This is a genomic window from Blastococcus saxobsidens (assembly GCF_002938435.1).
GTDB lineage: Bacteria > Actinomycetota > Actinomycetes > Mycobacteriales > Geodermatophilaceae > Blastococcus > Blastococcus saxobsidens.
The window spans coordinates 23,262-44,826 of sequence record NZ_POQT01000012.1; the positions used below are offsets into that span (position 1 = coordinate 23,262).

The following is a 21,565-nucleotide window of genomic DNA, read 5'->3' on the forward strand; positions in this document are numbered from 1 at the left end:
CTTCTCCTGGATCCGGAACGCCACCGGCTGCTCCGGTCGGAAGGTCCCCAGGTGCAGCTCCCGGTCAGTGATCTCGGCGCCGACGTCCTCCAGCACCAGGGAGCCATCTCGCCCGAAACGCTGACCGAGGGCGAACAGCTTCGCGCAGTCGACGGGCACCAGGACGTCAGGCGCGGCGGGCGGTGAAGCGGCCGTCGGTGCGGGTCAGCGACAGGGCGAGCCCGAAGGTGTCCGACAGGGCGGCGGAGGTGAGGACGTCGTCGGCGGCCCCCGAGGCGACGACGTCGCCGTCGCGCAGCAGCAGGGCGTGGGTGTAGCCCGGCGGGATCTCCTCGACGTGGTGGGTGACCAGCACCTGCGCCGGCGCGTAGTGATACCTGGCGAGGTCCGACAGGCGCGCGACCAGGTCCTCGCGGCCGCCGAGGTCCAGGCCGGCCCCGGGCTCGTCGAGCAGCAGGAGCTCGGGGTCGGGCATCAGCGCGCGGGCGATCTGGGTGCGCTTGCGCTCGCCCTCGCTCAGGGTGCCGAAGGGACGGTGCGCGTACTGGGCGACGCCCCACTGCTGCATGAGGATGCCGGCGCGGGTGAGGTCGTGGACGTCGTAGCGCTCCCGCCACCGGCCCACGACGGCGTACCCGGCGGACACCACGATGTCGCCGGTCTTCTCCGACGGGGAGATCCGCTGCGCCAGGGAGGCGCTGGTCAGGCCGATCCGCGGCCGCAGCTCGAAGACGTCGACGGCGCCGAGGGTCTCCCCCAGCAGCCGGACCTCACCGCGCGTGGGGTGCAGCAGTGCTCCGGCCAGCTGCATGAGCGTCGTCTTCCCCGCCCCGTTGGGCCCGAGCACGACCCATCGCTGGTCGGCCTCCACCCGCCAGTCGACGCCCCTGAGCAGGTGGTTCTGCCCCCGGACGACGTCCACCCCGGTCATCCGTACGACGGCCCCCTCGGAGGCGCCTGAGCTAGACACGCCCCCATCCAATCAACCTTCTCCGGTCCGCGTTGCGCCACGTCCGGGATCGGAGAGGGCACGATCGCGCCGTGACCGACAACTACCGCGCCGGACACCACCCGCACGGCCATGCCCACGGTCCGGTCCCGGGCCTGCTACCCGGCACCCCGGCCCCGCTGGGAGCGACGTGGGACGGGCGGGGGACGAACTTCGCGCTGTGGTCGGCAGGGGCGGCCGCCGTGGACCTCTGCCTCTTCGACGCCGACGGCACCGAGCACCGCCACCGCCTGGAGGAGACCACCCACCAGGTGTGGCACGGGCGGATGCCCGGCGTCGGCCCCGGGCAGCACTACGGCTACCGGGTGCACGGCGGCTACGACCCGTTCAGCGGGCTGCGCTACAACCCGCACAAGCTCCTGCTGGACCCGTACGCGCGCGCGGTCGACGGCGAGCTGCGGCTGCACACGGCGCTGTTCGGCCACCCCTACGAGACCGTGGACTCCGCCGTCCCGGACGAGCAGGACTCCGCCCCCTACGTGCCGCGCGGCGTCGTCGTCCACGACCCCTTCCCGTGGGACGGCGACCGGCCGCTGCGCCGCTCGTGGTCCGACACCGTCATCTACGAGGTCCACGTCAAGGGCGCGACCGCGCGGCACCCCGACGTGCCGCCGCACCTGCGCGGCACCTACGCGGGGCTGGCGCACCCGGCCTTCATCGACCACCTGCTCTCCCTCGGCGTCACCGCGGTCGAGCTGCTGCCGGTGCACCACTTCGTCAGCGAGCCGCACCTGCTGCGCCGCGGGCTGACCAACTTCTGGGGCTACAACACCCTCGGATACTTCGCCCCGCACGCCGGCTTCAGCTCCGCAGGCAGCGGCGGCCAGCAGGTCACCGAGTTCAAGACGATGGTGCGCGAGCTGCACGCCGCCGGCATCGAGGTGATCCTCGACGTCGTCTACAACCACACCGCCGAGGGCGACCACAGCGGCCCGACCCTGTCGTTCAGGGGCATCGACAACGCCGGCTACTACCGGCTCGACGGCGGCAACCGGGCCCGCTACACCGACTACACCGGCTGCGGGAACACCCTCGACGTCCGCCGTCCGGCCGTGCTCGGGCTGCTCATGGACTCGCTGCGCTACTGGGTCACCGAGATGCACGTCGACGGTTTCCGGTTCGACCTGGCCTCGGCCCTGGCCCGCTCCATGCACGACGTGGACCGGCTGTCGGCGTTCTTCGACGTCGTGCACCAGGACCCGGTGGTCAGCCAGGTGAAGCTCATCGCCGAACCGTGGGACGTCGGCGAGGGCGGTTACCAGGTGGGCAACTTCCCGCCGCCGTGGACGGAGTGGAACGGCAAGTACCGCGACACCGTGCGCGACGTGTGGTCCGGCGCCAAGGTCGGCGTCCGCGACCTCGCCTACCGGCTCACCGGCTCCTCGGACCTCTACCGCTCCGACGGCCGACGCCCCTTCGCGAGCATCAACTTCGTGACCGCGCACGACGGCTTCCCCATGGCCGACCTCGTCACCTACGAGCACAAGCTCAACGAGGCCAACGGCGAGGACAACCGGGACGGCGAGAGCCACAACAGGAACTGGAACTGCGGCGTCGAGGGCCCCACCGACGACCCGGACGTCCTCGAGCTGCGGGGCCGCCAGGTGCGCAACCTGCTGACGACGCTGCTGCTGTCCACCGGTGTGCCGATGGTGACCGCCGGCGACGAGCTGGGCCGCACCCAGGGCGGCAACAACAACGCCTACTGCCAGGACAACGAGATCTCGTGGCTGGACTGGGACGCCGTCGACTCCGACCTGCTGGCCTTCACCACCCGGCTGGTGCGGCTGCGCCGCGCCGCCCCGGTGCTGCGCCAGGAGGCGTTCTTCGAGGGCCACGAGCTGCCGGGCACCGGCGGCACGCGCGACCTGGCCTGGTTCGCGCCCGGTGGGGGCCAGCTGAGCACCGGGGACTGGTTCGACACCGGGCTGCAGACGATCGGCATGTACCTCGACGGGCGCGGGATCCGGCACCGCGACGAGCACGGCCACCCGCTGGTGGACGACTCCTACCTGGTGCAGCTGCACGCCGGACCCGACCCCGTGACGGTCGAGCTGCCCGGGCCGCCGTGGGCCGACGGCTACGAGCTGGTGCTGTCCACCGAGTACCCGACCGGCGCGCCGCCCGAGCCGACCTTCGTGGCGCCCGGCCCGCTGGTCATGCCCGGTCGCTGCGTCTGGCTCTTCCGCGTCGAACGCCGTCCCTGACCGACGCGTCGACCGATGCGGTTGAACGCACGAGGCCCAGAACCGGTGCGGTTCTGGGCCTCGTGCGTTCAACCGTGCGGAGAGCTACTCCTGCGGCTGCTCGAAGGTGATGACGGTCCAGCCCAGCAGCAGGCGGTCGCCGTCGGAGAGCGGGTGGGCCACACCCGGCTCCAGCTGCGTCCACTCGGTGGCCTCGGGGCCGGCGACGTGCGTGCCGTTGAGCGAGCCGAGGTCGACCAGCGACACCTCGCGGCCGGAACGGGTCAGCGCGGCGTGCGCCGACGACAGCACGTTCTGGGTGTCGGCGATGGGCACCGCGCGGGCCGAGCCGCTGGTGACCATCTCGTGGTTGTCGGGGCGACGACCGAGGACCAGGTCCTCGTCGATCGTGACGACCATGCCGTCGTCGAACCGCAGGATCGGCACGGCGGAGTCGGCGTCGGGCCGCCAGAACGCCGTCTGCTCGCCGGACTCCGGACGGGCGGACGACGCCGCCGACGACCCGCGGGAGGCGCCGAAGCCGGCGTCCGACGGCGCCGAGAACGGCGACTGCGCCGGCGCGGCCGACGTGGCCGTGGCGGCCGAGGGTGCCGGCGCGGCCAGGTGCAGCGTGGCCCCGCCGCCGGGCACGGTGCCCTCGACGAGGTCGAAGCTGACACCGGGCGGCGTGCGCGGCGCGGACTGGCCGGGGCCGACGTAGAGGGTCTGGCCCAGCGCGAAGCCGGAGGCCAGCGTGCCGCCCTCCACCGACGAACCGGACACGGGGACGCCGTCGACGGCCGGCTGGCCCTTGCCGCCCCACAGCGCGACACCGGAGCCGGTGTCGGTCGCGAGGACGAGGGCGAAGGACGCGCCACCCGAGGCGAGCGAGCTCACCTGGCCGGCCACGGCGGCCAGCACGCGGTCGGCGCCCGGCCCCGAAACGCCGAGGCAGGCGTGCAGGGCGGACACGAGGGCGGGCGAGCCGGGTGCGTCGACCCACAGCAGGCCGCCGCCACTGCGGGCGACGACGGCGTCTCCGGGGAGGACTTCACAGCGGTCGGGCATGGGCGTCAGCCTAGTGATGTCGGAGCGGTCTCGGCGCCCCGGTCAGCAGCGCCACGCCGGGCCATCACGACGTCACACGGTGTCGCTGGGACCCGTGTGGAGCAAGTGTCCGCTGAGTCCGGTTCACGCCGTGCTCACCACGCCGAGCTCCGCCGGATCGGCCAGGTACTGCGAGTGCGGGAGGACTCGCACGGTGTAGCCGAACGCGCCGGTCCGCTCGAGCGGGACCGTCGCGGTGAACCAGTGCCGCGACCCGTCCGTCTGCTCGTGCGCCATCGCCACCGAGGTCACGTCGTGCAGCCCGTCGGCGTCGTCGACGCGTCCGTAGGCCGCCTGCACCTCGACGTCGGATGGTTCCAGACCCGGCAGCTCCACCTCGGCGCGCAACGCCAGCGTCGACCCGATCTCCGGGGTGTCCTTGGCGCCGGTCGCCTCGACGTGCGCCACCCGCACGTCGTGCCAGTTGTGCAGCAGGTGCGCCCGCCAGGCCGCCTCGGTGCGGGCCGGGGCGTAGCCGTCCGCGGCCATGGTCCGGGCCGAGCCCGCCGCCGGGACGTAGAGCCGGCGCACGTAGTCGCGCACCATCCGCGTGGCCAGCACCTTCGGGCCGGTCTCGCGCAGCGTGTGCCGCACCATCTCGACCCACCGCCCCGGGATCCCGTCGCGGTCGCGCTCGTAGAAGCGCGGCAGGACCTGGTTGTCCAGCAGGTCGTAGATGGCGCGCGCCTCCACCTCGTCGCGCCGGTCGGCGTCGCTGACGCCGTCGGCCGTCGGGATGGCCCAGCCGTTCTGGCCGTCGAACCACTCGTCCCACCAGCCGTCGCGGATGGAGAGGTTCAGCCCGCCGTTCAGCGCGGCCTTCATGCCGGACGTCCCGCAGGCCTCCAGCGGCCGCAGCGGGTTGTTCAGCCAGACGTCGCAACCCCAGTACAGGTAGCGCGCCATGCCGATGTCGTAGCCGGGCAGGAACGCGATCCGGTGCCGGATCTCCGGGTCGTCGGCGAAGGCGACCATCTGCTGGATCAGCTTCTTGCCGCCGTCGTCGGCCGGGTGGCTCTTGCCGGCGATGACGAGCTGGATCGGCCGCTCGGGGTCCAGCAGCAGCGCCTTGAGCCGCTCCGGGTCGCGCAGCATCAGGGTGAGCCGCTTGTAGGACGGGACCCGGCGGGCGAACCCGATGGTGAGGACGTCGGGGTCGAAGGCGGTGTCGGTCCAGCCGACCTCGGCCTCGGTCGCGCCCCGCGACAGCGCCGTCTCCCGGATCCGGCGGCGCACCTCGGTGACCAGCCGCGAGCGCAGCGTGCGCCGGACGGACCACAGGTCCGCGGCCGCGATGCCGTCCACGCCGTCGAAGTGCACGTCGCCGTCGACCTCGACCGGGTCGCCCTGGGCCGAGCTCTGGGTGCCCATGTCGACCAGCTCGCGGGCGGTCCAGGTGGGTGCGTGCACACCGTTGGTGATCGACCCGATCGGGACGTCGCCCTGGTCGAAGCCCGGCCACAGGCGGCTGAACATGCCCCGGCTGACCTCGCCGTGCAGCCGGCTCACGCCGTTTGCCCGCTGACCGAGGCGCAGCCCCATGTGCGCCATGTTGAACTTCGCCGGGTCCTCCTCGGCGCCGAGCGGCAGGAGGTGCTCCAGTGGGACGCCGAAGCCGGCGAAGTAGCGCTCGATGAGCGCCTTCGGGAACCGGTCGATGCCGGCGGGCACCGGCGTGTGCGTGGTGAACACCGTGCCGGCGCGGACCGCCTGCAGCGCCTCGGTGAAGCTGAGCCCGTGGGCCTCGCTCAGCTCGCGGATGCGCTCGACGCCCTGGAAACCGGCGTGCCCCTCGTTGGCGTGGAACACCTCAGGCATCGCGGTGCCGGTCAGGGAGCAGTAGGCGCGCAGGGCGCGGACGCCGCCGATGCCGAGCAGCATCTCCTGGCGCAGGCGGTGGTCCTCGTCGCCCCCGTAGAGGCGGTCGGTGACCAGGCGCTCGGCGGGCGCGTTCTCCTCGATGTCGCTGTCCAGCAGCAGCAGCGACACCCGGCCGACCTGCGCCCGCCACACGTGCGCGTGCAGGGTCCGGCCCTCGGGCAGCGGGACGGTGATGACGACGGCCGAACCGTCGGCCTGGCGCAGCAGCTTGATCGGCAGGCCGTGCGGGTCCAGCGACGGGTAGTGCTCCAGCTGCCAGCCGTCGGCCGACAGCCCCTGGCTGAAGTAGCCGGCCCGGTAGAGCAGCCCCACCCCGATCAGCGGGACGCCGAGGTCGGACGCGGCCTTCAGGTGGTCGCCGGCCAGGATGCCCAGCCCCCCGGAGTACTGCGGCAGCACCTCGGTGATGCCGAACTCGGCGGAGAAGTAGGCGATCGTCTGCGGCGCCTCGGCGCCCAGCGACTGGTACCAGCGGGGCGTGGAGAGGTACTCCTCCAGGTCGTCGACGGCGTCGGTCAGCCGGCGGACGAAGCGCCGGTCCCCGGCGAGCTGGGCCAGCCGCTGCGCCGAGACCTCCCCCAGCGCGCGCACCGGATCGCCCCCGCAGCTCTGCCACAGGGCGGGATCGAGCGCCTCGAAGAGATCCCTGGTCTCGGGGTGCCAGGACCAGCGGAGGTTCACCACCAGCTGGGAGAGAGGGAGGAGCGGTTCTGGCAGAGCCGCGCGGACGGTGAACCGACGAAGAGCTCGCACCGGTCGAGACTAACCAGACCCGGGCCACCCGTCAGGATGTCCGCGTCCTCGCCGGGCAGCCCGACGGCGCGGCGCCCGCAGCCTCCAACGGGTGAGGCGGGAGGGGCAGTTCGCCGGTCGAGATGCTGGTGAGGCGGCAGGTGGATAGCGTTGGGGCGATGACTGGCCGCGCTGATCTCCGCCTCGGCATCACCGATGTCGCCCCTGTCGTGTCCTGCGGGTCGTTCTCGGCCCGTGCGGTCGTCGGCGAACACGTGCCGATCACGGCCACGATCTTCCGCGAGGGCCACGACGCCGTCGCCGCGAACGTGGTCTGGTCGGCGCCCGGCGAGGACGGCGACGCCGGCCCGCTGCGCCGACTCGAGAAGTACGGCGAGCAGCCCGACCGCTGGCTCACCACCGTCGTGCCCGACCGCGAGGGTCGCTGGTCCTTCCGGATCGAGGCCTGGAGCGACCCGCTGGCCACCTGGCGGCACGCCGTCGAGGTCAAGGTCGAGGCCGGCCAGGGCGCCGAGGAGCTGGCCAACGACCTCGAGGAGGGCGCACGCCTGCTCGAGCGCGTCGCCGCCGAGGCCGGCGACGACTGGCGCGGGCGGGTCACCGCCGCGGCCGAGGCGCTGCGCGACACCTCGCAGGAGCTCACCGTGCGCATCGCGCCGGCGCTGGCCGCGGGTCTGCAGCGCTACCTCTACGAGCACCCCGTGCGCGAGCTGCTCACCTCCTCACCGCGCTACGAGGTGTGGGTGGACCGCAGAGAGGCGCTGTTCGGCTCCTGGTACGAGTTCTTCCCGCGCTCGGAGGGCCCCGTCGTCGGCGGCATCCCGACGCACGGCACGTTCGCCACCGCCGCCGACCGCCTGCCGGCGGTCGCCGACATGGGCTTCGACATCGTCTACCTGCCGCCGATCCACCCGATCGGCACGGTGAACCGCAAGGGCCCGAACACCGCCCAGTTCCCCGGCGGCAACCCGCACGAGATCGGCCCCGACGACGTCGGCTCGCCCTGGGCCATCGGCAGCGCCGAGGGCGGTCACGACGCCGTCCACCCGCAACTGGGCACGATGGAGGACTTCGAGGCCTTCGTCGAGCGCACCCGCGAGCTGGGCATGGAGGTGGCGCTGGACTTCGCGCTCCAGGCGGCCCCGGACCACCCCTGGGTGGAGGCGCACCCGGAGTGGTTCACCACCAAGCCCGACGGCACGATCGCCTACGCGGAGAACCCGCCGAAGAAGTACCAGGACATCTACCCGGTCAACTTCGACAACGACCCCGAGGGCATCTACGCCGAGTGCCGGCGGGTGATCCAGGTGTGGATCGACGCCGGGGTGACGATCTTCCGGGTCGACAATCCGCACACCAAGCCGCTGAACTTCTGGCACTGGCTGATCTGGGACGTCAAGCAGAGCCACCCGGACGTGCTCTTCCTCGCCGAGGCGTTCACCCGGCCGGCGATGATGCACCAGCTGGCCCGGCTGGGCTTCACGCAGTCCTACACGTACTTCACGTGGCGGACCGAGCGCGGCGAGATCGAGGAGTACGGGCGCGAGCTCGCCACGAACTCGCACTACATGCGGCCGAACTTCTTCGTGAACACCCCGGACATCCTCCACGAGTCGCTGCAGTTCGGCGGCCCGCCGATGTTCAAGATCCGAGCGGTGCTCGCCTCGATGCTCAGCCCCACCTGGGGCGTCTACTCCGGCTTCGAGCTGTTCGAGCACGTGGCGGTCAAGCCGGGCAGCGAGGAGTACCTCGACAGCGAGAAGTACCGGCTGCGCCCACGTGACTGGGCCGGCGCCGAGGCCAGCGGCCGGAGCCTGGCCCCCTACCTGCGGCGACTCAACGAGATCCGGCGCGCCCATCCCGCGCTGCAGCAGCTGCGCACGCTGCGGTTCCACCAGGTCGACAACCCGAACCTGCTCTGCTTCACCAAGACCGACCCTGGTTCGGCCGACGCCGTCCTCGTGGTCGTCAACCTCTCGAGCCACAACACCCAGATCGGGACGACGGCACTGGATCTGCCGACGCTCGGCCTGGACTGGCACGAGCGCTTCGCGGTCACCGACGAGCTCACCGGCGCCCGGTACGACTGGGGCCAGTTCAACTACGTCGAGCTCGACCCCTACCGGGAGCCCGCGCACGTCTTCGGGATCAGCTTCCCGCGGCCCGTGCAGTTCCCGCCGCCGGTCGACTGAGAAAGGACCCGCCTGCCCCCCATCGCTCGCACGCTCGGGACGGGCCCCTGCACGCGGGCCACCGACCGCCCATCCACTACCTGAACGAGGCATACGCGTCGATGACCGTTCCCGTCCCCGACTCCCCTGCCGCCCACTCCGCGCTCCCCCCGCCCGGGTCGGATCCCGAGTGGTACAAGCGCGCCGTCTTCTACGAGGTGCTGGTCCGCGGGTTCGCCGACAGCAATGCCGACGGTGTGGGCGACCTCCGCGGCATGATCGACAAGCTGGACTACCTGCAGTGGCTCGGCGTGGACTGCCTGTGGCTGCCGCCGTTCTTCGCCTCACCGCTGCGCGACGGCGGCTACGACGTCAGCGACTACACCGCGGTGCTGCCGGAGTTCGGCAACATCGAGGACTTCCACGAGTTCCTCGACGAGGCCCACGCCCGCGGCATGCGCGTGATCATCGACTTCGTCATGAACCACACCTCGGACCAGCACCCGTGGTTCCAGGCCTCCCGCAGCGATCCGGAAGGCGACTACGGGGATTTTTATGTATGGGCCGACGACGACACCGGCTACGCCGACGCCCGGATCATCTTCGTCGACACCGAGAGCTCGAACTGGACGTTCGACCCGGTGCGCAAGCAGTACTTCTGGCACCGCTTCTTCTCCCACCAGCCGGACCTCAACTTCGAGAACCCGAAGGTGCGCGAGGCGATCATCGACGCGCTGCGCTTCTGGCTGGACCTCGGCATCGACGGCTTCCGGCTCGACGCCGTGCCCTACCTCTTCGAGGAGGAGGGCACCAACTGCGAGAACCTGCCGCGCACCCACGAGTTCCTCAAGGAGGTGCGCAAGGTCGTCGACGCGAACTACCCGGACACGGTGCTGCTGTGCGAGGCCAACCAGTGGCCGGCCGACGTCGTCGAGTACTTCGGCGAGAACGGCGACGAGTGCCAGATGGCCTTCCACTTCCCGGTCATGCCGCGCCTGTTCATGGCCGTGCGCCGGGAGCAGCGCTTCCCGATCTCGGAGATCATGGCGCAGACGCCGGACATCCCGGACAACTGCCAGTGGGGCGTCTTCCTGCGCAACCACGACGAGCTGACGCTCGAGATGGTCACCGACGAAGAGCGCGACTACATGTGGGGCGAGTACGCCAAGGACCCCCGCATGAAGGCCAACATCGGCATCCGTCGCCGGCTGGCCCCGCTGCTGGACAACGACGTCAACACCCTCGAGCTGTTCAACGCGCTGCTGCTGTCGCTGCCCGGCTCGCCCGTCCTCTACTACGGCGACGAGATCGGCATGGGGGACAACATCTGGCTCGGTGACCGTGACGGCGTCCGCACCCCGATGCAGTGGACGCCGGACCGCAACGGCGGCTTCTCCACCGCCGACCCGCAGCGGATGTACCTGCCGCTGAACGCCGACCCCGTGTACGGCTACCAGGTCACCAACGTCGAGTCGCAGCTGCGCAACACCAACTCCCTGCTGCAGTGGCTCCGCCGGATGATCCAGGTCCGCGGCCAGCACCCCACGTTCGGGCTCGGCAGCTACGCCGAGATCGGCTCGCGCAACCCCACGGTGCTGTCCTTCGTCCGCGAGTTCGGCGACGACGTCGTGCTGTGCGTGAACAACCTGTCGCGGTTCCCGCAGCCGGTGGAGCTCGACCTGCGCCGCTTCGAGGGCTACACGCCCGTGGAGCTGACCGGCCGGGTGGAGTTCCCGCAGATCGGCGTCCTGCCCTACATGCTCACCCTCGCCGGGCACGGCTTCTACTGGTTCGAGCTCTCCAAGCCGACCGAGCCGGTCGTCGAGGAGACCGAGGACTGGGCCAGCGCCACCTCCAGCTCCGTGGCCGACTCGCTGTTGGCCGCCGGGGTGGTCAGCGCCGCCGAGGAGACCCCGACCGACGAGTCCGGAGGCACGCGATGAAGGCACTGACCGACCTGTTCCGCGAGTGGATCCCGCAGCAGCGGTGGTTCGGCGGCAAGGGCCGGGAGTGGGCCGACGTCACCGAGGACGGGTTCTTCCTCGACCGCGGCAACCCGGTGCTGTCGGTGCACCGGGTGCGGATCGAGTACACCGACGGCGGGCGTGACACCTACCTGGTGCCGCTCTCCTGGCGGGACCAGCAGGCCGAGGACCTGGAGTCGGCGTTCGTCGGCGCGGTCGCCAGCGAGGGCAACGAGACCTACGCCTACGACGCGATGCGCGACCGCGAGTCGACCGCGCCGTGGCTGATCCACCTGGCCCAGGGGTCCTCCATCGGCCCGATGCACTTCTCCCCCGCCGACGAGGGGCACATCCCCGAGGGGCTGCCCGGCGACATCGTCTCCACCGAGCAGAGCAACACCTCGCTGGTCTACGGCCAGGAGGCGATCCTCAAGCTGTTCCGCCGGCTGGAACCGGGGCTCAACCCCGACGTCGAGGTGCACGCCGCGCTGCGCCGGACGGAGAACGAGCACATCGCCCCGCTCCTGGGGCACGTCCAGATCGACGACGCGGCCGGCGGCGAGCCCGCCACCGTCGCGATGCTGCAGACCTTCGTGGCCAACGCCAGCGACGGCTGGCGGCTGGCCACCGCGAGCGTGCGGGACCTCTACGCCGAGGGCGACCTGCACGCCGACGAGGTGGGCGGGGACTTCGCCGCCGACAGCCGCCGGCTGGGTGCGGCCACCGCCTCCGTGCACGCCGACCTGGCGCGCGTCCTGCCGACCGAGGAGGCGACGCGCGACTGGTTCGCCACCGTGGCGCGGCAGATGTCGGAGCGGCTGGACGCGGCGATCGAGATCGTGCCGCAGCTGGCCGAGCACGCCGACGGCCTGCGGGCGCTGTACGCCGCCGTCGCCGACAGCGACGAGCGGGTCGTGCGCCAGCGGGTGCACGGCGACCTCCACCTGGGGCAGGTGCTGCGGACCGCGACGGGCTGGATCATCCTCGACTTCGAGGGCGAGCCGGCCCGCCCGCTGGCCGACCGCCGGGAGCTGGACACCCCGCTGCGGGACGTCGCCGGCATGCTGCGCAGCTTCGACTACGCCGCCCGGCACCTGCTGGTGGAGCAGCCGGAGGACACCCAGCGCGAGTACCGCGCCCAGGAGTGGGCGGCGCGCAATCGCGCCGCCTTCTGCGCGGGCTACTCGGAGGCCAGCGGGCTCGACCCGTGCGGGGAGTCACCACTCCTTCGGGCGTTCGAGGCGGACAAGGCGGTTTACGAATGCGTCTACGAGGCGAGGAACCGTCCGCACTGGCTCATGATCCCGCTCCAGTCGTTGTCCCGGATCGCCGACCGCGACTGACGCAGGCGAACCGACGGACCAGAGCACCGAGAACGGACGAGGACGGCGAAACGATGACGACCGACGACCACGCGCAGAGCAAGCAGGACCTCCAGCGTGCCGTGGAGGAGAAGGTCGCCCAGGCCGAGGCGGCCGCCGGCAGCGAGCCGCCGGTGAACGCCCCCGCGGCCGGCGGGACGACCAAGCGCACCGCCGCGAAGAAGGCGGTGGGCGACAGGGTGCCGGCCAAGAAGGCGGCCGCGAAGAAGGCCCCGGCCGCCAAGAAGGCGGCCCCGGCGAAGAAGGCCGCCGCGGAGAAGGCCACGACCGCCAAGCGCACGACGGCCAAGAAGGTCGCCGCGGCGCCCACCGCCACCGAGGCGACCCCGGAGCACGGTGGCGAGGAGACCGAGACCACCGCCAACCCCGTGGTCGCGCCCGCGCCGATCGCCGAGCCCGGGGACGGCACCGGCGCCCCGGCCGGCCAGCCGGTCGCGCCCGACCCCGACCCGGCGACGCCGCCCACCCCGCAGGCGCCGTCGGAGGCTCCCGCGCAGGACAGCGGCGGTGCCGCCCCGGGGGCTGCCGAACCGGCGGCTGCCGCCGCTCCCCCGGCTGCCGCCGCTCCCCCGGCTGCCGCCGCTCCCCCGGCCTCGGACGTCGCGGTCGCGGGCAGCGGGCAGGCCGGCGGCACCACCGCGGGGGCCGCCGAGGACCAGGCGATCGAGGAGTTCACCGACGAGGACCTGCGGGCCGTGGTCGAGGGCTGGTCCCGCGACCCGCACCGGGTGCTCGGGGCGCACCGCACCGCAGGTGGATGGGCTGTGCGCACGCTGCGCCCGGACGCCCGCGCCGTCGCCGTCCTGGACGAGGACGGCAGCCGGTACGAGATGAGACAGCTGCACGAGGGGGGCATCTACGAGGCGGCGCTCCCCCGCCAGCCAGGTGACTACCGCATCGAGGTCACCTACGGCGACGGCGAGGGCGGCACCACCACGCACACGGTCGACGACCCGTTCCGCTGGCTGCCCACGCTGGGCCCGCTGGACGAGCACCTGATCCGCGAAGGCCGTCACGAGCGGCTGTGGGAGGTCCTCGGCGCGCACGTCCGCCGCTACGAGACGCCCCGGGGCACCGTCGAAGGCGTCTCCTTCGCCGTCTGGGCCCCCAGCGCCCGCGGTGTGAAGGTCACCGGCGACTTCGACTACTGGGAGGCCCGCGCCTACCCGATGCGCCACCTCGGCTCCTCCGGGGTCTGGGAGATCTTCATCCCGGGCGCCCAGGCGGGCACCCGCTACCGCTACCACGTCCTCGGGGCCGACGGCACCTGGCGGGAGAAGTCCGACCCGCTCGCCTTCGCCACCGAGGTGCCCCCGCTCAACGCCTCGGTCGTCACGGAGTCCACCTACGAGTGGGGCGACGACGCGTGGCTGGCCACGCGCGCCGAGGCCGGCTGGCACCAGCGGCCGATGAGCGTCTACGAGGTGCACGCCGGCTCGTGGCGGCAGGGGCTGTCCTACCGCGAGCTCGCCGACGAGCTGGTCGACTACGTCGTCGCCGCCGGCTTCACCCACATCGAGTTCATGCCGCTGGCCGAGCACCCCTTCGGCGGCTCCTGGGGCTACCAGGTCACCTCCTACTACGCGCCCACGTCGCGCTTCGGCAGCCCGGACGACCTCCGCTACCTGATCGACCGCGCCCACCAGGCCGGCATCGGCGTGATCGTGGACTGGGTCCCGGCGCACTTCCCCAAGGACGAGTGGGCGCTGGCCCGCTTCGACGGCACGTCGCTGTACGAGCACGGCGACCCGCGCCGGGGCGAGCAGCTGGACTGGGGCACCTACGTCTTCGACTTCGGCCGGTCCGAGGTCCGCAACTTCCTGGTCGCCAACGCGCTGTTCTGGTGCAAGGAATTCCACGTCGACGGCATCCGGGTCGACGCGGTCGCCTCGATGCTCTACCTGGACTACTCCCGCTCCGAGTGGCTGCCCAACAAGTACGGCGGCCGGGAGAACCTCGAGGCGGTGGCCTTCCTGCAGGAGTTCAACGCCACCGTCTACCGCGAGGTCCCCGGCGTGATGACCATCGCCGAGGAGTCCACCGCGTGGCCGGGCGTCACCCGGCCCACCCACCTCGGGGGACTGGGCTTCGGCTTCAAGTGGAACATGGGCTGGATGCACGACTCGCTGGCCTACGTCGAGCGCGAGCCGATCTACCGCAGCTACCACCACGGCCAGCTCACGTTCTCGATGCACTACGCCTACACCGAGAACTTCGTGCTGCCGATCAGCCACGACGAGGTCGTGTACGGCAAGGGCTCGATGCTGCGGAAGATGCCGGGTGACCGGTGGCAGCAGCTGGCCAACCTGCGGGCCTACCTCGCCTACATGTGGGCGCACCCCGGCAAGCAGCTGCTGTTCATGGGGTCGGAGTTCGCCCAGGACTCGGAGTGGGCCGAGAGCCGCTCGCTGGACTGGTGGCACCTCGACGACCCGGCGCACCGCGGGATCCTGCAGCTGGTCACCGACCTCAACGGCCGCTACAAGGAGTTCGACGCCCTCTGGTCGCTGGACGTGGACCCCGCCGGCTTCCAGTGGATCGACGCCAACGACGCCTCGGGCAACGTGCTGTCGTTCCTGCGGTACGGCGCGGCACCGAAGGACGCCCTCCCAGCGGCGGACGCGGACGAGGACGGCGCCGCCGCCGGTACGACGGAGGGCTCCGCGCTGGCCTGCGTCGTCAACTTCTCCGGCGCCCCGCACCCCGAGTACCGGATCGGCCTGCCGCGCGCCGGCCAGTGGCGCGAGGTGCTCAACAGCGACGCCGAGGGGTACGGCGGCTCCGGGGTCGGCAACTACGGCGGCGTCGAGGCCCTGGCCGAGCCGTGGCACGGCCAGCCGTACTCGGCGACGATCTCCGCGCCGCCGCTGGGCACCGTCTGGTTCCTGCACGAGTAGAAGGACCACCCTTCCCCCCACGCCTCGCAAGCTCGGCGCGGGTCCCTGAAGGCTGGCCGTTCCAGCATGTCACCAGGCATGCTGGAACGGCTCGCCCCGCCGGACGGGCGTCGGCCGGGTTCCGGGGGGACGACCACAGACGATGAGGCAGCTCCTGCGCCGGGCCGTGCCCGCCCTCCTCGCCGGAGTCCTGGTCGCCGGTTGCGCCGTCGACGTCGTCCGCGGTGAGGCCACCCCGGGCACCAGCGGGCCGACCGACATCGGCGTCGAGGAGTTCCCCGTCACCGGGGCGAGCGACGAGCCCATCGACCAGTTCGCCCGCAACGCGCTGGCCGACCTGGAGTCGTTCTGGCAGACGGCCTACCCGGCGTTCTTCGGTGCGGAGTACCAACCGCTGGCCGGCGGCTACTTCTCCGTGGACTCGGTGGACCTCGACGCGAGCGCCTACCCCGAGACCGGGATCGGCTGCGAGGGCTCGCCCACGGCACCCGAGGACGTCGCCGGCAACGCCTTCTACGACCCCGTCTGCGACGTCATCGCCTACGACCGCACGCTGCTGCAGGAACTCGCCGACGACTACGGCCGCTTCCTGGCGCCCGTCGTGATGGCGCACGAGTTCGGCCATGCGATGCAGGGCCGCTTCGGCTTCGCGGCCAGCGGACGCAGCATCCTGGACGAGACGCAGGCCGACTGCCTCGCCGGCGCCTGGACCCGTTGGGTCGCCGACGGGCAGGCCCGCTACGTGACCCTGCGCGAACCGGAGCTCGACGACGTCGTCCGCGGCTTCCTCCTCCTCCGGGACGACGTGGGCAGCGATCCCGACGACACCGAGGCCCACGGCTCCTTCTTCGACCGGGTGTCGGCCTTCTCCGACGGCTTCGACGGCGGGCTCGCCGTCTGCCGTGACGAGTTCGGCGAGGACCGGCTGTTCACGGCCGCCGCGTTCACCCCCACCGACGAGCTGAGCCAGGGCAACGCACCGTTCGCCGACATCGTGGACTGGGTGGCCACCACGCTGCTGGCCTTCTGGGCGGAGGCCTTCCCGCAGACGTTCGGCGGGGAGTTCGAACCCCCGGCGCTCGAGGGGTTCGGCGGCGGCGCCCCCGACTGCGACGGGCTCGACGGCCGCCGTCTCGGCTACTGCGCCGACGAGGCGACCGTGTACGTGGACGAGACCGAGCTGGCGGTGCCCGCCTACGACGAGGTGGGCGACTTCGCGCTGACCACGGCGCTCTCGCTGCCCTACGCCCTGGCGGTCCGCGACCAGGCCGGCCTGTCCGTGGACGACGGCGCGGCCACCCGCTCGGCGGTCTGCCTCACCGGCTGGTACGAGGCCCAGTGGTACACCGACGCGTTCGCCGACCTGGTGCCGGCGCAGATCAGCCCGGGTGACATCGACGAGGCCGTGCAGTTCCTGCTGCAGTACGGCGTCGACGACCAGGTCCTCCCCGACGTCGACGCGTCCGGCTTCGAGCTGGTGGGCGAGTTCCGCAGCGGATTCCTCTACGGCGCGGAGGGCTGCGGCCTCGGCTGAAGCGCACCCGGGCTTGCCGGAGCGCTCCGGAGCCGATCCACGAGCCATGCAGCGCCGGCGCTGTCGGGCGCCGCCGACCTGTCGGGCTTCCAGCTGGTCGACGTGTTCCGGGGTGGCCTCGTCGACGGCGCCCGCGCCTGCGACTCGGCGTCTAGAAGAGCGCGGCGGTCAGCTGCCGGCGGGCGGTGGCCACCCGCGGGTCCTGGTCGCCCACGACGGCGAAGAGCTCCACGAGGTGCTGGCGGGCCTGGTTGCGTTCCTCGCCCGCCGTGCGTCGCACCAGGTCCAGGAGGCGGTCGAACGCCGCCTCGATGTTGCCGGTGCCGAGCAGGAAGTCCGCCGCCCGGGCCTGGGCGGCGACGTCGTCGGGCGCGGCGTCGGCGGCGGCCAGGGCGTCGGGCCCGGCCTCCTCGGCCCGGCGGAACAGCTGCACCTGCCGGAGCGCGAGCGCGGCGTCGGGGTGGTCGGGGTCCTCGGCCAGGATCGCCTGGTAGGCCGCCTCGGCCGCGGCGAGGTCGCCCCGCTCCAGCGCGGCCTCGGCGGCGTCGAGCCGCGGGTCCTCGACCTCCTCGGGCGCCCCGCCCGGCACCGCGCCGCCGGTGGTGGCCTGCACCAGCTCGGTGACGAACTGGCGTGCCTGCTCCTCGGGGATGGCCCCGGTGAACTCGGCGACCAACTGGCCCTGCCACACGGCCTTGACCGCCGGGATGCCCTGCACCCGCAGCCCCTGGGCCAGCGCAGGATTGGCCTCCACGTCGACCTTCGCCAACACCCAGGAGCCGCCGCCCTCGACCGCCAGGGCCTCGAGCACCGGGGACAGCTGCTTGCAGGGCCCGCACCACTCGGCCCACAGGTCGAGCACGACCGGCACCTGGAACGACCGGTCCAGGACCTCGGCCTGGAACGTCGCCTCGGTGACGTCGACGACCGCACCGCCCGGCGCCCCGGCCGGTGCCGCGGCGCTCGGCGGCGGGGCGGCCTGGGCGCGTGCGGCGGCCTCGGAGCGCGCCTTGACGGCGGCGAGGTCGACCGCACCGGCCATCGCGGCCGCCATCTGGGCCTGCTGGGCCTGCGCGCGCGGGTCGGGACGTCCGGGACGGGTCATGTATCCATTGTCGCCCTCCGGGCTCCGACCGCGGCCAGGGGGCGTCCCCCGGCTGCCCGGAGCCCTTCCGCCGCACCGCCCGGGGAACCTCCGGCCCCGCCGTGCGGCACGACCCGCCGCAGAGCGGCTCGCCTGCCGTGCCGCGACGGAGAGGCGTCTCCGGCCACCTGCCGCGTTCCCAGCGAGTCCTCGCCGGGGACCCTCCGGGCCCCGCGACGAGTCCTCGCTAGAAGCGGGCGGGCTCGGTGTAGGTGCCCCACTCCGCGCGCAGCGCGTCGCAGATCTCGCCGAGGGTCGCCTCGGCCCGGACGGCGTCGAGCATCGCCGGGACCATGTTCTCCTCGGTCCGCGCGACCTCGACCATCCGCACGACGGCCGCCCGGGCGGCGGCGTCGTCCCGCTGCTGGCGACGCCCGGCGAGCTCGGCCTTCTGGTCGATCTCCACCTGGTGGCTGACGCGCAGGATCTCCAGCTTGTCGTGGGCGTCGACGGAGCCGGTCAACGTGTTCACGCCGACGACCTTCTTGTCGCCCTTCTCCAGCGCCCGCTGGTGGACGAACGCCGCCTCGGCGATCTCGCCGGTGAAGTACCCGTCCTCGATGCCGCGCAGGATGCCGGCGGTGATCGTGCCGTCGGAGCCCATGTCGCGGATCCGGGTGAAGATCTCCTCCGCCTGCCGCTCGATGTCGTCGGTGAGCGCCTCCACGTACCACGACCCGCCCAGCGGGTCGGCGACGTTCATGACGCCGGTCTCCTCGGCGATGACCTGCTGGGTGCGCAGCGCGATCTGCGCGGCCTTGGCGCTGGGCAGCGCGAGCACCTCGTCCAGGGCGTTGGTGTGCAGCGACTGGGTGCCGCCGAGGACGGCCGCGAGCGCTTCCACCGCCGTCCGAACGATGTTGTTGTCCGGCTGCTGCGCGGTGAGCGAGACGCCGGCCGTCTGGGTGTGGAAGCGCAGCTGCTGGGCCTTCTCCGTCCGCGCGCCGTAGACGTCGCGCAGCCAGCGGGCCCAGATGCGGCGGGCGGCGCGGAACTTGGCGATCTCCTCGAAGAAGTCGACGTGCGCGTCGAAGAAGAAGGACAGGCCGGGCGCGAAGGTCTCGATGTCCAGCCCGCGGGAGAGGCCGAGCTCCACGTAGGCGAACCCGTCGGCCAGCGTGTAGGCGAGCTCCTGCGCGGCGGTCGAGCCGGCCTCGCGGATGTGGTAGCCGGAGACGCTGATCGGCTTGTACGCGGGGATCTCCTCCGCGCAGTACTCCATCAGGTCGCCGATGAGGCGCAGGTGGGGCTCGGGGGCGAACAGCCACTCCTTCTGCGCGATGTACTCCTTGAAGATGTCGGTCTGCAGGGTGCCGTTGAGCCTGCCGATGTCCGCGCCCTGGCGCTCGGCCGCCACCAGGTACATGCAGAACACCGGGACGGCGGGGCCGCTGATGGTCATCGACGTCGTCGTGGCCTCGAGGTCGATGCCGTCGAAGAGCACGTCCATGTCGGCCGCGGTGTCGATCGCGACACCGCAGTGCCCGACCTCGCCCAGCGCCCGCGGGTCGTCGGAGTCGCGGCCCATCAGGGTCGGCATGTCGAAGGCGACGCTCAGGCCGCCGCCGCCCTCGGCCAGGATCATCCGGTAGCGCTCGTTGGTCTGCTTCGCGTTGCCGAAGCCGGCGAACTGCCGGATGGTCCACGCTCGCCCGCGGTAGCCGGTCGCGTGCAGACCCCGGGTGAAGGGGAACTCGCCGGGATAGCCGATCCGCTCGAAGCCCGGCACCGCCGCCTCGTCGGCCGGCCCGTAGACCGGGGCGACCTCGACGCCGGAGAGCGTGGTGAAGTCCGCGTCCCGCACCCGCCCGGCGGCCAGCGCCGCGTCGTACCGCTGCTGCCACCGCTGCCGGGCGTCCTGGGTCATGCCCAAGATAGTAGGACGTCCAACTATCGTGTGTCGACGGTCACCCGGCGTGTTGGGCGTCCTCGGCGACGTCGCCGGCCCCGAGCCGGACCGTGCGCAGCAGGTCGAACAGCTCCGACCGCTCCTGCTCGCCGAGGTCGGCCAGCCCGAAGTCCAGGTCCATCAGGGCAGCGGTGGTGGTCTCCACCGCGGCACGCCCCTGCTCGGTGATCGCGGCCAGCACGCCCCGGCCGTCGGCGGGATTGGGCCGGCGGTCGACGTAACCGGCCGCCACCAGCCGGTCGATCGCGTTCGTGACGCTGGTCGGGTGCACCATCAAGCGGCTGCCGATCACCTTCAGCGGGAGCTCCCCGAGCCGGCTGAAGGTCAGCAGGACGAGCACCTCGTAGCGGGCGAAGGTGAGCTCGTGCGGCTTGAGCACCTCGTCGAAGCGGGCGAGCAGGATCTGCTGGACCCGGAAGATCGACGTCGCCGCGCGCATGGCCGACGCCGGACCGAAGCGCTGCTCCCACGTCTCCCCGGCCCGTTCGATCGGGTCGAACGGCAGCCCGAGCGCGCGCACCATGCCGCCGACGCTACCGGCCGGGCCAGGTGCCGTCCGCCATCCGTCACCACCGGGGTCCCGCGCCGATATGCGCATGAAAGCGGTCATGCGGGCCCGCACAGCCCCGTTCATGCGCATGCGCGCGACCCCGCGGGTCACGTCCGGCGAGCTGAGGCCTGTGGACGACGCCCGCGATCTCGTGGCGCGAGCAGGCAGAGTGCCGCGGTGACCCGAACTCCCACCCGGCCGGCACAGCTGCGCGGCAAGCTCTTCCGCGGTTCCGAGCAGGTCGGCGCCGGCATCCTGACGCCCGGGCAGCTGCGCAGTTCGGCGTGGCGGCGGCTGTTCCCGGACGTCTACGCCTGCGCCACGCCGCCCGTCACCCACCACCGGCGGGCGCGGGCGGTGGCCCGGCTTCTCCTGCCCGGCGCGGTCCTCAGCGGCCGGAGCGCGGCCGTGCTGTGGGGAGTCGATGCCGCGGAGCGCGACGATCCGGTCGAGTGCACGCTGTCTCCGACCCGACGGGCCGGCGCGGTGCAGGGCGTCCACGTGACGCGCCGGCACCTCCCCGACGACGAGATGGTCCGTCGGCACGGCGTCCTCGTCACGACCCCGATGCGGACGGGGCTGGACCTCGCCCGCATCCAGCCGCCGGACGAGGCCGTCGTGCACCTGGACCGGTTCCTGCGCTCGGGGCTGATCACGCTCGCCGGCCTGCGGTCGGCCGCCGCGGCCACGACCGGGCCGGGGTGCCGCGCGATCCGTCGGGCGGTCGACCGGGCCGACGGGCTGGCCCAGTCGCCGCAGGAGACCCGGCTGCGGCTCCTGCTGCACCGCTCGACGCTGCCCCGCCCGCTCGCCCAGCACGTGGTGCACGACGCCGACGGACGGTTCGTGGCCCAGATCGATCTCGGCTGGCCCGAACAGAGGGTGGCCCTCGAGTACGACGGCGTCTGGCACGGCGAGGCCCAGCAGGTCGGCAAGGACCGACAGCGGCTGAACCGGCTCACCGCGGCCGGGTGGACGGTGATCTTCGTGACGGCGGCTGATCTGCACGACCCGGTCGCGCTGGTCGCCCGCGTCCGGGCCGCACTCGAGGCGCCGCGATACGCATGAACGCGCTTCT

The 21,565-nt window shown here is 72.5% G+C and carries 13 protein-coding genes; 7 read left to right on the forward strand and 6 right to left on the reverse strand.

Annotated elements, in window-relative coordinates:
* Positions 1-166: 166 nt before the first annotated feature.
* Positions 167-970, reverse strand: a complete 804-nt coding sequence (locus C5507_RS09505) for an ABC transporter ATP-binding protein (protein ID WP_242611125.1) — start codon at positions 968-970, stop codon at positions 167-169.
* Between the two features lie 71 nt (positions 971-1,041).
* On the opposite strand from C5507_RS09505, the gene glgX reads away from it, so the two are divergent.
* Positions 1,042-3,216, forward strand: a complete 2,175-nt coding sequence (gene glgX, locus C5507_RS09510) for a glycogen debranching protein GlgX (RefSeq protein ID WP_242611126.1) — start codon at positions 1,042-1,044, stop codon at positions 3,214-3,216.
* 84 nt (positions 3,217-3,300) lie between these two features.
* On the opposite strand, the gene C5507_RS09515 is transcribed toward glgX, so the two are convergent.
* Both C5507_RS09515 and glgP read right to left on the reverse strand, forming a co-directional pair.
* Positions 3,301-4,263, reverse strand: coding sequence for an FHA domain-containing protein (locus C5507_RS09515; RefSeq protein ID WP_104528286.1), 963 nt, complete (start codon positions 4,261-4,263; stop codon positions 3,301-3,303).
* Between the two features lie 123 nt (positions 4,264-4,386).
* On the reverse strand, positions 4,387-6,936 hold the full coding sequence (gene glgP / locus C5507_RS09520) for an alpha-glucan family phosphorylase (protein ID WP_104528287.1): 2,550 nt from the start codon (positions 6,934-6,936) through the stop codon (positions 4,387-4,389).
* Positions 6,937-7,094: 158 nt separating this feature from the next.
* Here glgP and C5507_RS09525 point away from each other — a divergent pair, with 158 nt between their 5' ends.
* The 5 genes from C5507_RS09525 (at position 7,095) to C5507_RS09545 (ending at position 16,884) form a co-directional block, all read left to right on the forward strand.
* Positions 7,095-9,128 (forward strand): alpha-1,4-glucan--maltose-1-phosphate maltosyltransferase, encoded by a 2,034-nt coding sequence (locus C5507_RS09525; protein ID WP_104528288.1) that lies wholly within the window; start codon positions 7,095-7,097, stop codon positions 9,126-9,128.
* Positions 9,129-9,229: 101 nt separating this feature from the next.
* Positions 9,230-11,050, forward strand: a complete 1,821-nt coding sequence (gene treS / locus C5507_RS09530; protein ID WP_104528289.1) for a maltose alpha-D-glucosyltransferase — start codon at positions 9,230-9,232, stop codon at positions 11,048-11,050.
* Entirely contained in the window at positions 11,047-12,414 is a 1,368-nt protein-coding gene (locus tag C5507_RS09535; RefSeq protein WP_104528290.1) for a maltokinase N-terminal cap-like domain-containing protein, read from the forward strand. Before treS ends, C5507_RS09535 begins: the two co-directional genes overlap by 4 nt.
* A gap of 53 nt (positions 12,415-12,467) precedes the next feature.
* The gene (gene glgB, locus C5507_RS09540; protein WP_104528291.1) at positions 12,468-15,350 is read left to right on the forward strand and encodes a 1,4-alpha-glucan branching protein GlgB; all 2,883 of its coding nucleotides are present in this window, start codon (positions 12,468-12,470) and stop codon (positions 15,348-15,350) included.
* 142 nt (positions 15,351-15,492) lie between these two features.
* Positions 15,493-16,884, forward strand: a complete 1,392-nt coding sequence (locus tag C5507_RS09545) for a neutral zinc metallopeptidase (protein ID WP_242611127.1) — start codon at positions 15,493-15,495, stop codon at positions 16,882-16,884.
* 151 nt (positions 16,885-17,035) lie between these two features.
* Here C5507_RS09545 and C5507_RS09550 read toward each other — a convergent pair whose 3' ends face one another.
* The 3 genes from C5507_RS09550 to C5507_RS09560 all read right to left on the reverse strand — a co-directional run bounded on the left by C5507_RS09550 (position 17,036) and on the right by C5507_RS09560 (position 20,460).
* Positions 17,036-17,989: a tetratricopeptide repeat protein gene (locus tag C5507_RS09550; RefSeq protein WP_242611128.1), complete on the reverse strand. Its 954-nt coding sequence runs from the start codon at positions 17,987-17,989 to the stop codon at positions 17,036-17,038.
* Between the two features lie 226 nt (positions 17,990-18,215).
* Positions 18,216-19,895 carry a coenzyme B12-dependent isobutyryl-CoA mutase large subunit gene (icmA, locus tag C5507_RS09555; RefSeq protein ID WP_104528292.1) on the reverse strand — a complete coding sequence of 560 codons (1,680 nt, stop codon included), beginning with the start codon at positions 19,893-19,895 and terminating at the stop codon, positions 18,216-18,218.
* Between the two features lie 40 nt (positions 19,896-19,935).
* Positions 19,936-20,460 (reverse strand): MarR family winged helix-turn-helix transcriptional regulator, encoded by a 525-nt coding sequence (locus C5507_RS09560; RefSeq protein WP_104528293.1) that lies wholly within the window; start codon positions 20,458-20,460, stop codon positions 19,936-19,938.
* A 204-nt stretch (positions 20,461-20,664) separates the two neighbouring features.
* On the opposite strand from C5507_RS09560, the gene C5507_RS09565 reads away from it, so the two are divergent.
* A complete protein-coding gene (locus C5507_RS09565; protein WP_104528294.1) occupies positions 20,665-21,555 on the forward strand; it encodes a PDDEXK family nuclease in 891 nt (296 codons plus the stop codon).
* Positions 21,556-21,565 lie beyond the last annotated feature (10 nt).

Excerpts from the sequence above, each read along its gene's own strand:
- C5507_RS09525 (WP_104528288.1), top strand. The coding sequence starts at position 7,095 with ATGACTGGCCGCGCTGATCTCCGCCTCGGCATCACCGATGTCGCCCCT.
- C5507_RS09550 (WP_242611128.1), bottom strand. The coding sequence starts at position 17,989 with ATGACCCGTCCCGGACGTCCCGACCCGCGCGCGCAGGCCCAGCAGGCC.
- C5507_RS09560 (WP_104528293.1), bottom strand. The coding sequence starts at position 20,460 with ATGGTGCGCGCGCTCGGGCTGCCGTTCGACCCGATCGAACGGGCCGGG.
- C5507_RS09535 (WP_104528290.1), top strand. The coding sequence starts at position 11,047 with ATGAAGGCACTGACCGACCTGTTCCGCGAGTGGATCCCGCAGCAGCGG.
- C5507_RS09515 (WP_104528286.1), bottom strand. The coding sequence starts at position 4,263 with ATGCCCGACCGCTGTGAAGTCCTCCCCGGAGACGCCGTCGTCGCCCGC.
- icmA (WP_104528292.1), bottom strand. The coding sequence starts at position 19,895 with ATGACCCAGGACGCCCGGCAGCGGTGGCAGCAGCGGTACGACGCGGCG.
- glgB (WP_104528291.1), top strand. The coding sequence starts at position 12,468 with ATGACGACCGACGACCACGCGCAGAGCAAGCAGGACCTCCAGCGTGCC.
- C5507_RS09545 (WP_242611127.1), top strand. The coding sequence starts at position 15,493 with ATGAGGCAGCTCCTGCGCCGGGCCGTGCCCGCCCTCCTCGCCGGAGTC.
- treS (WP_104528289.1), top strand. The coding sequence starts at position 9,230 with ATGACCGTTCCCGTCCCCGACTCCCCTGCCGCCCACTCCGCGCTCCCC.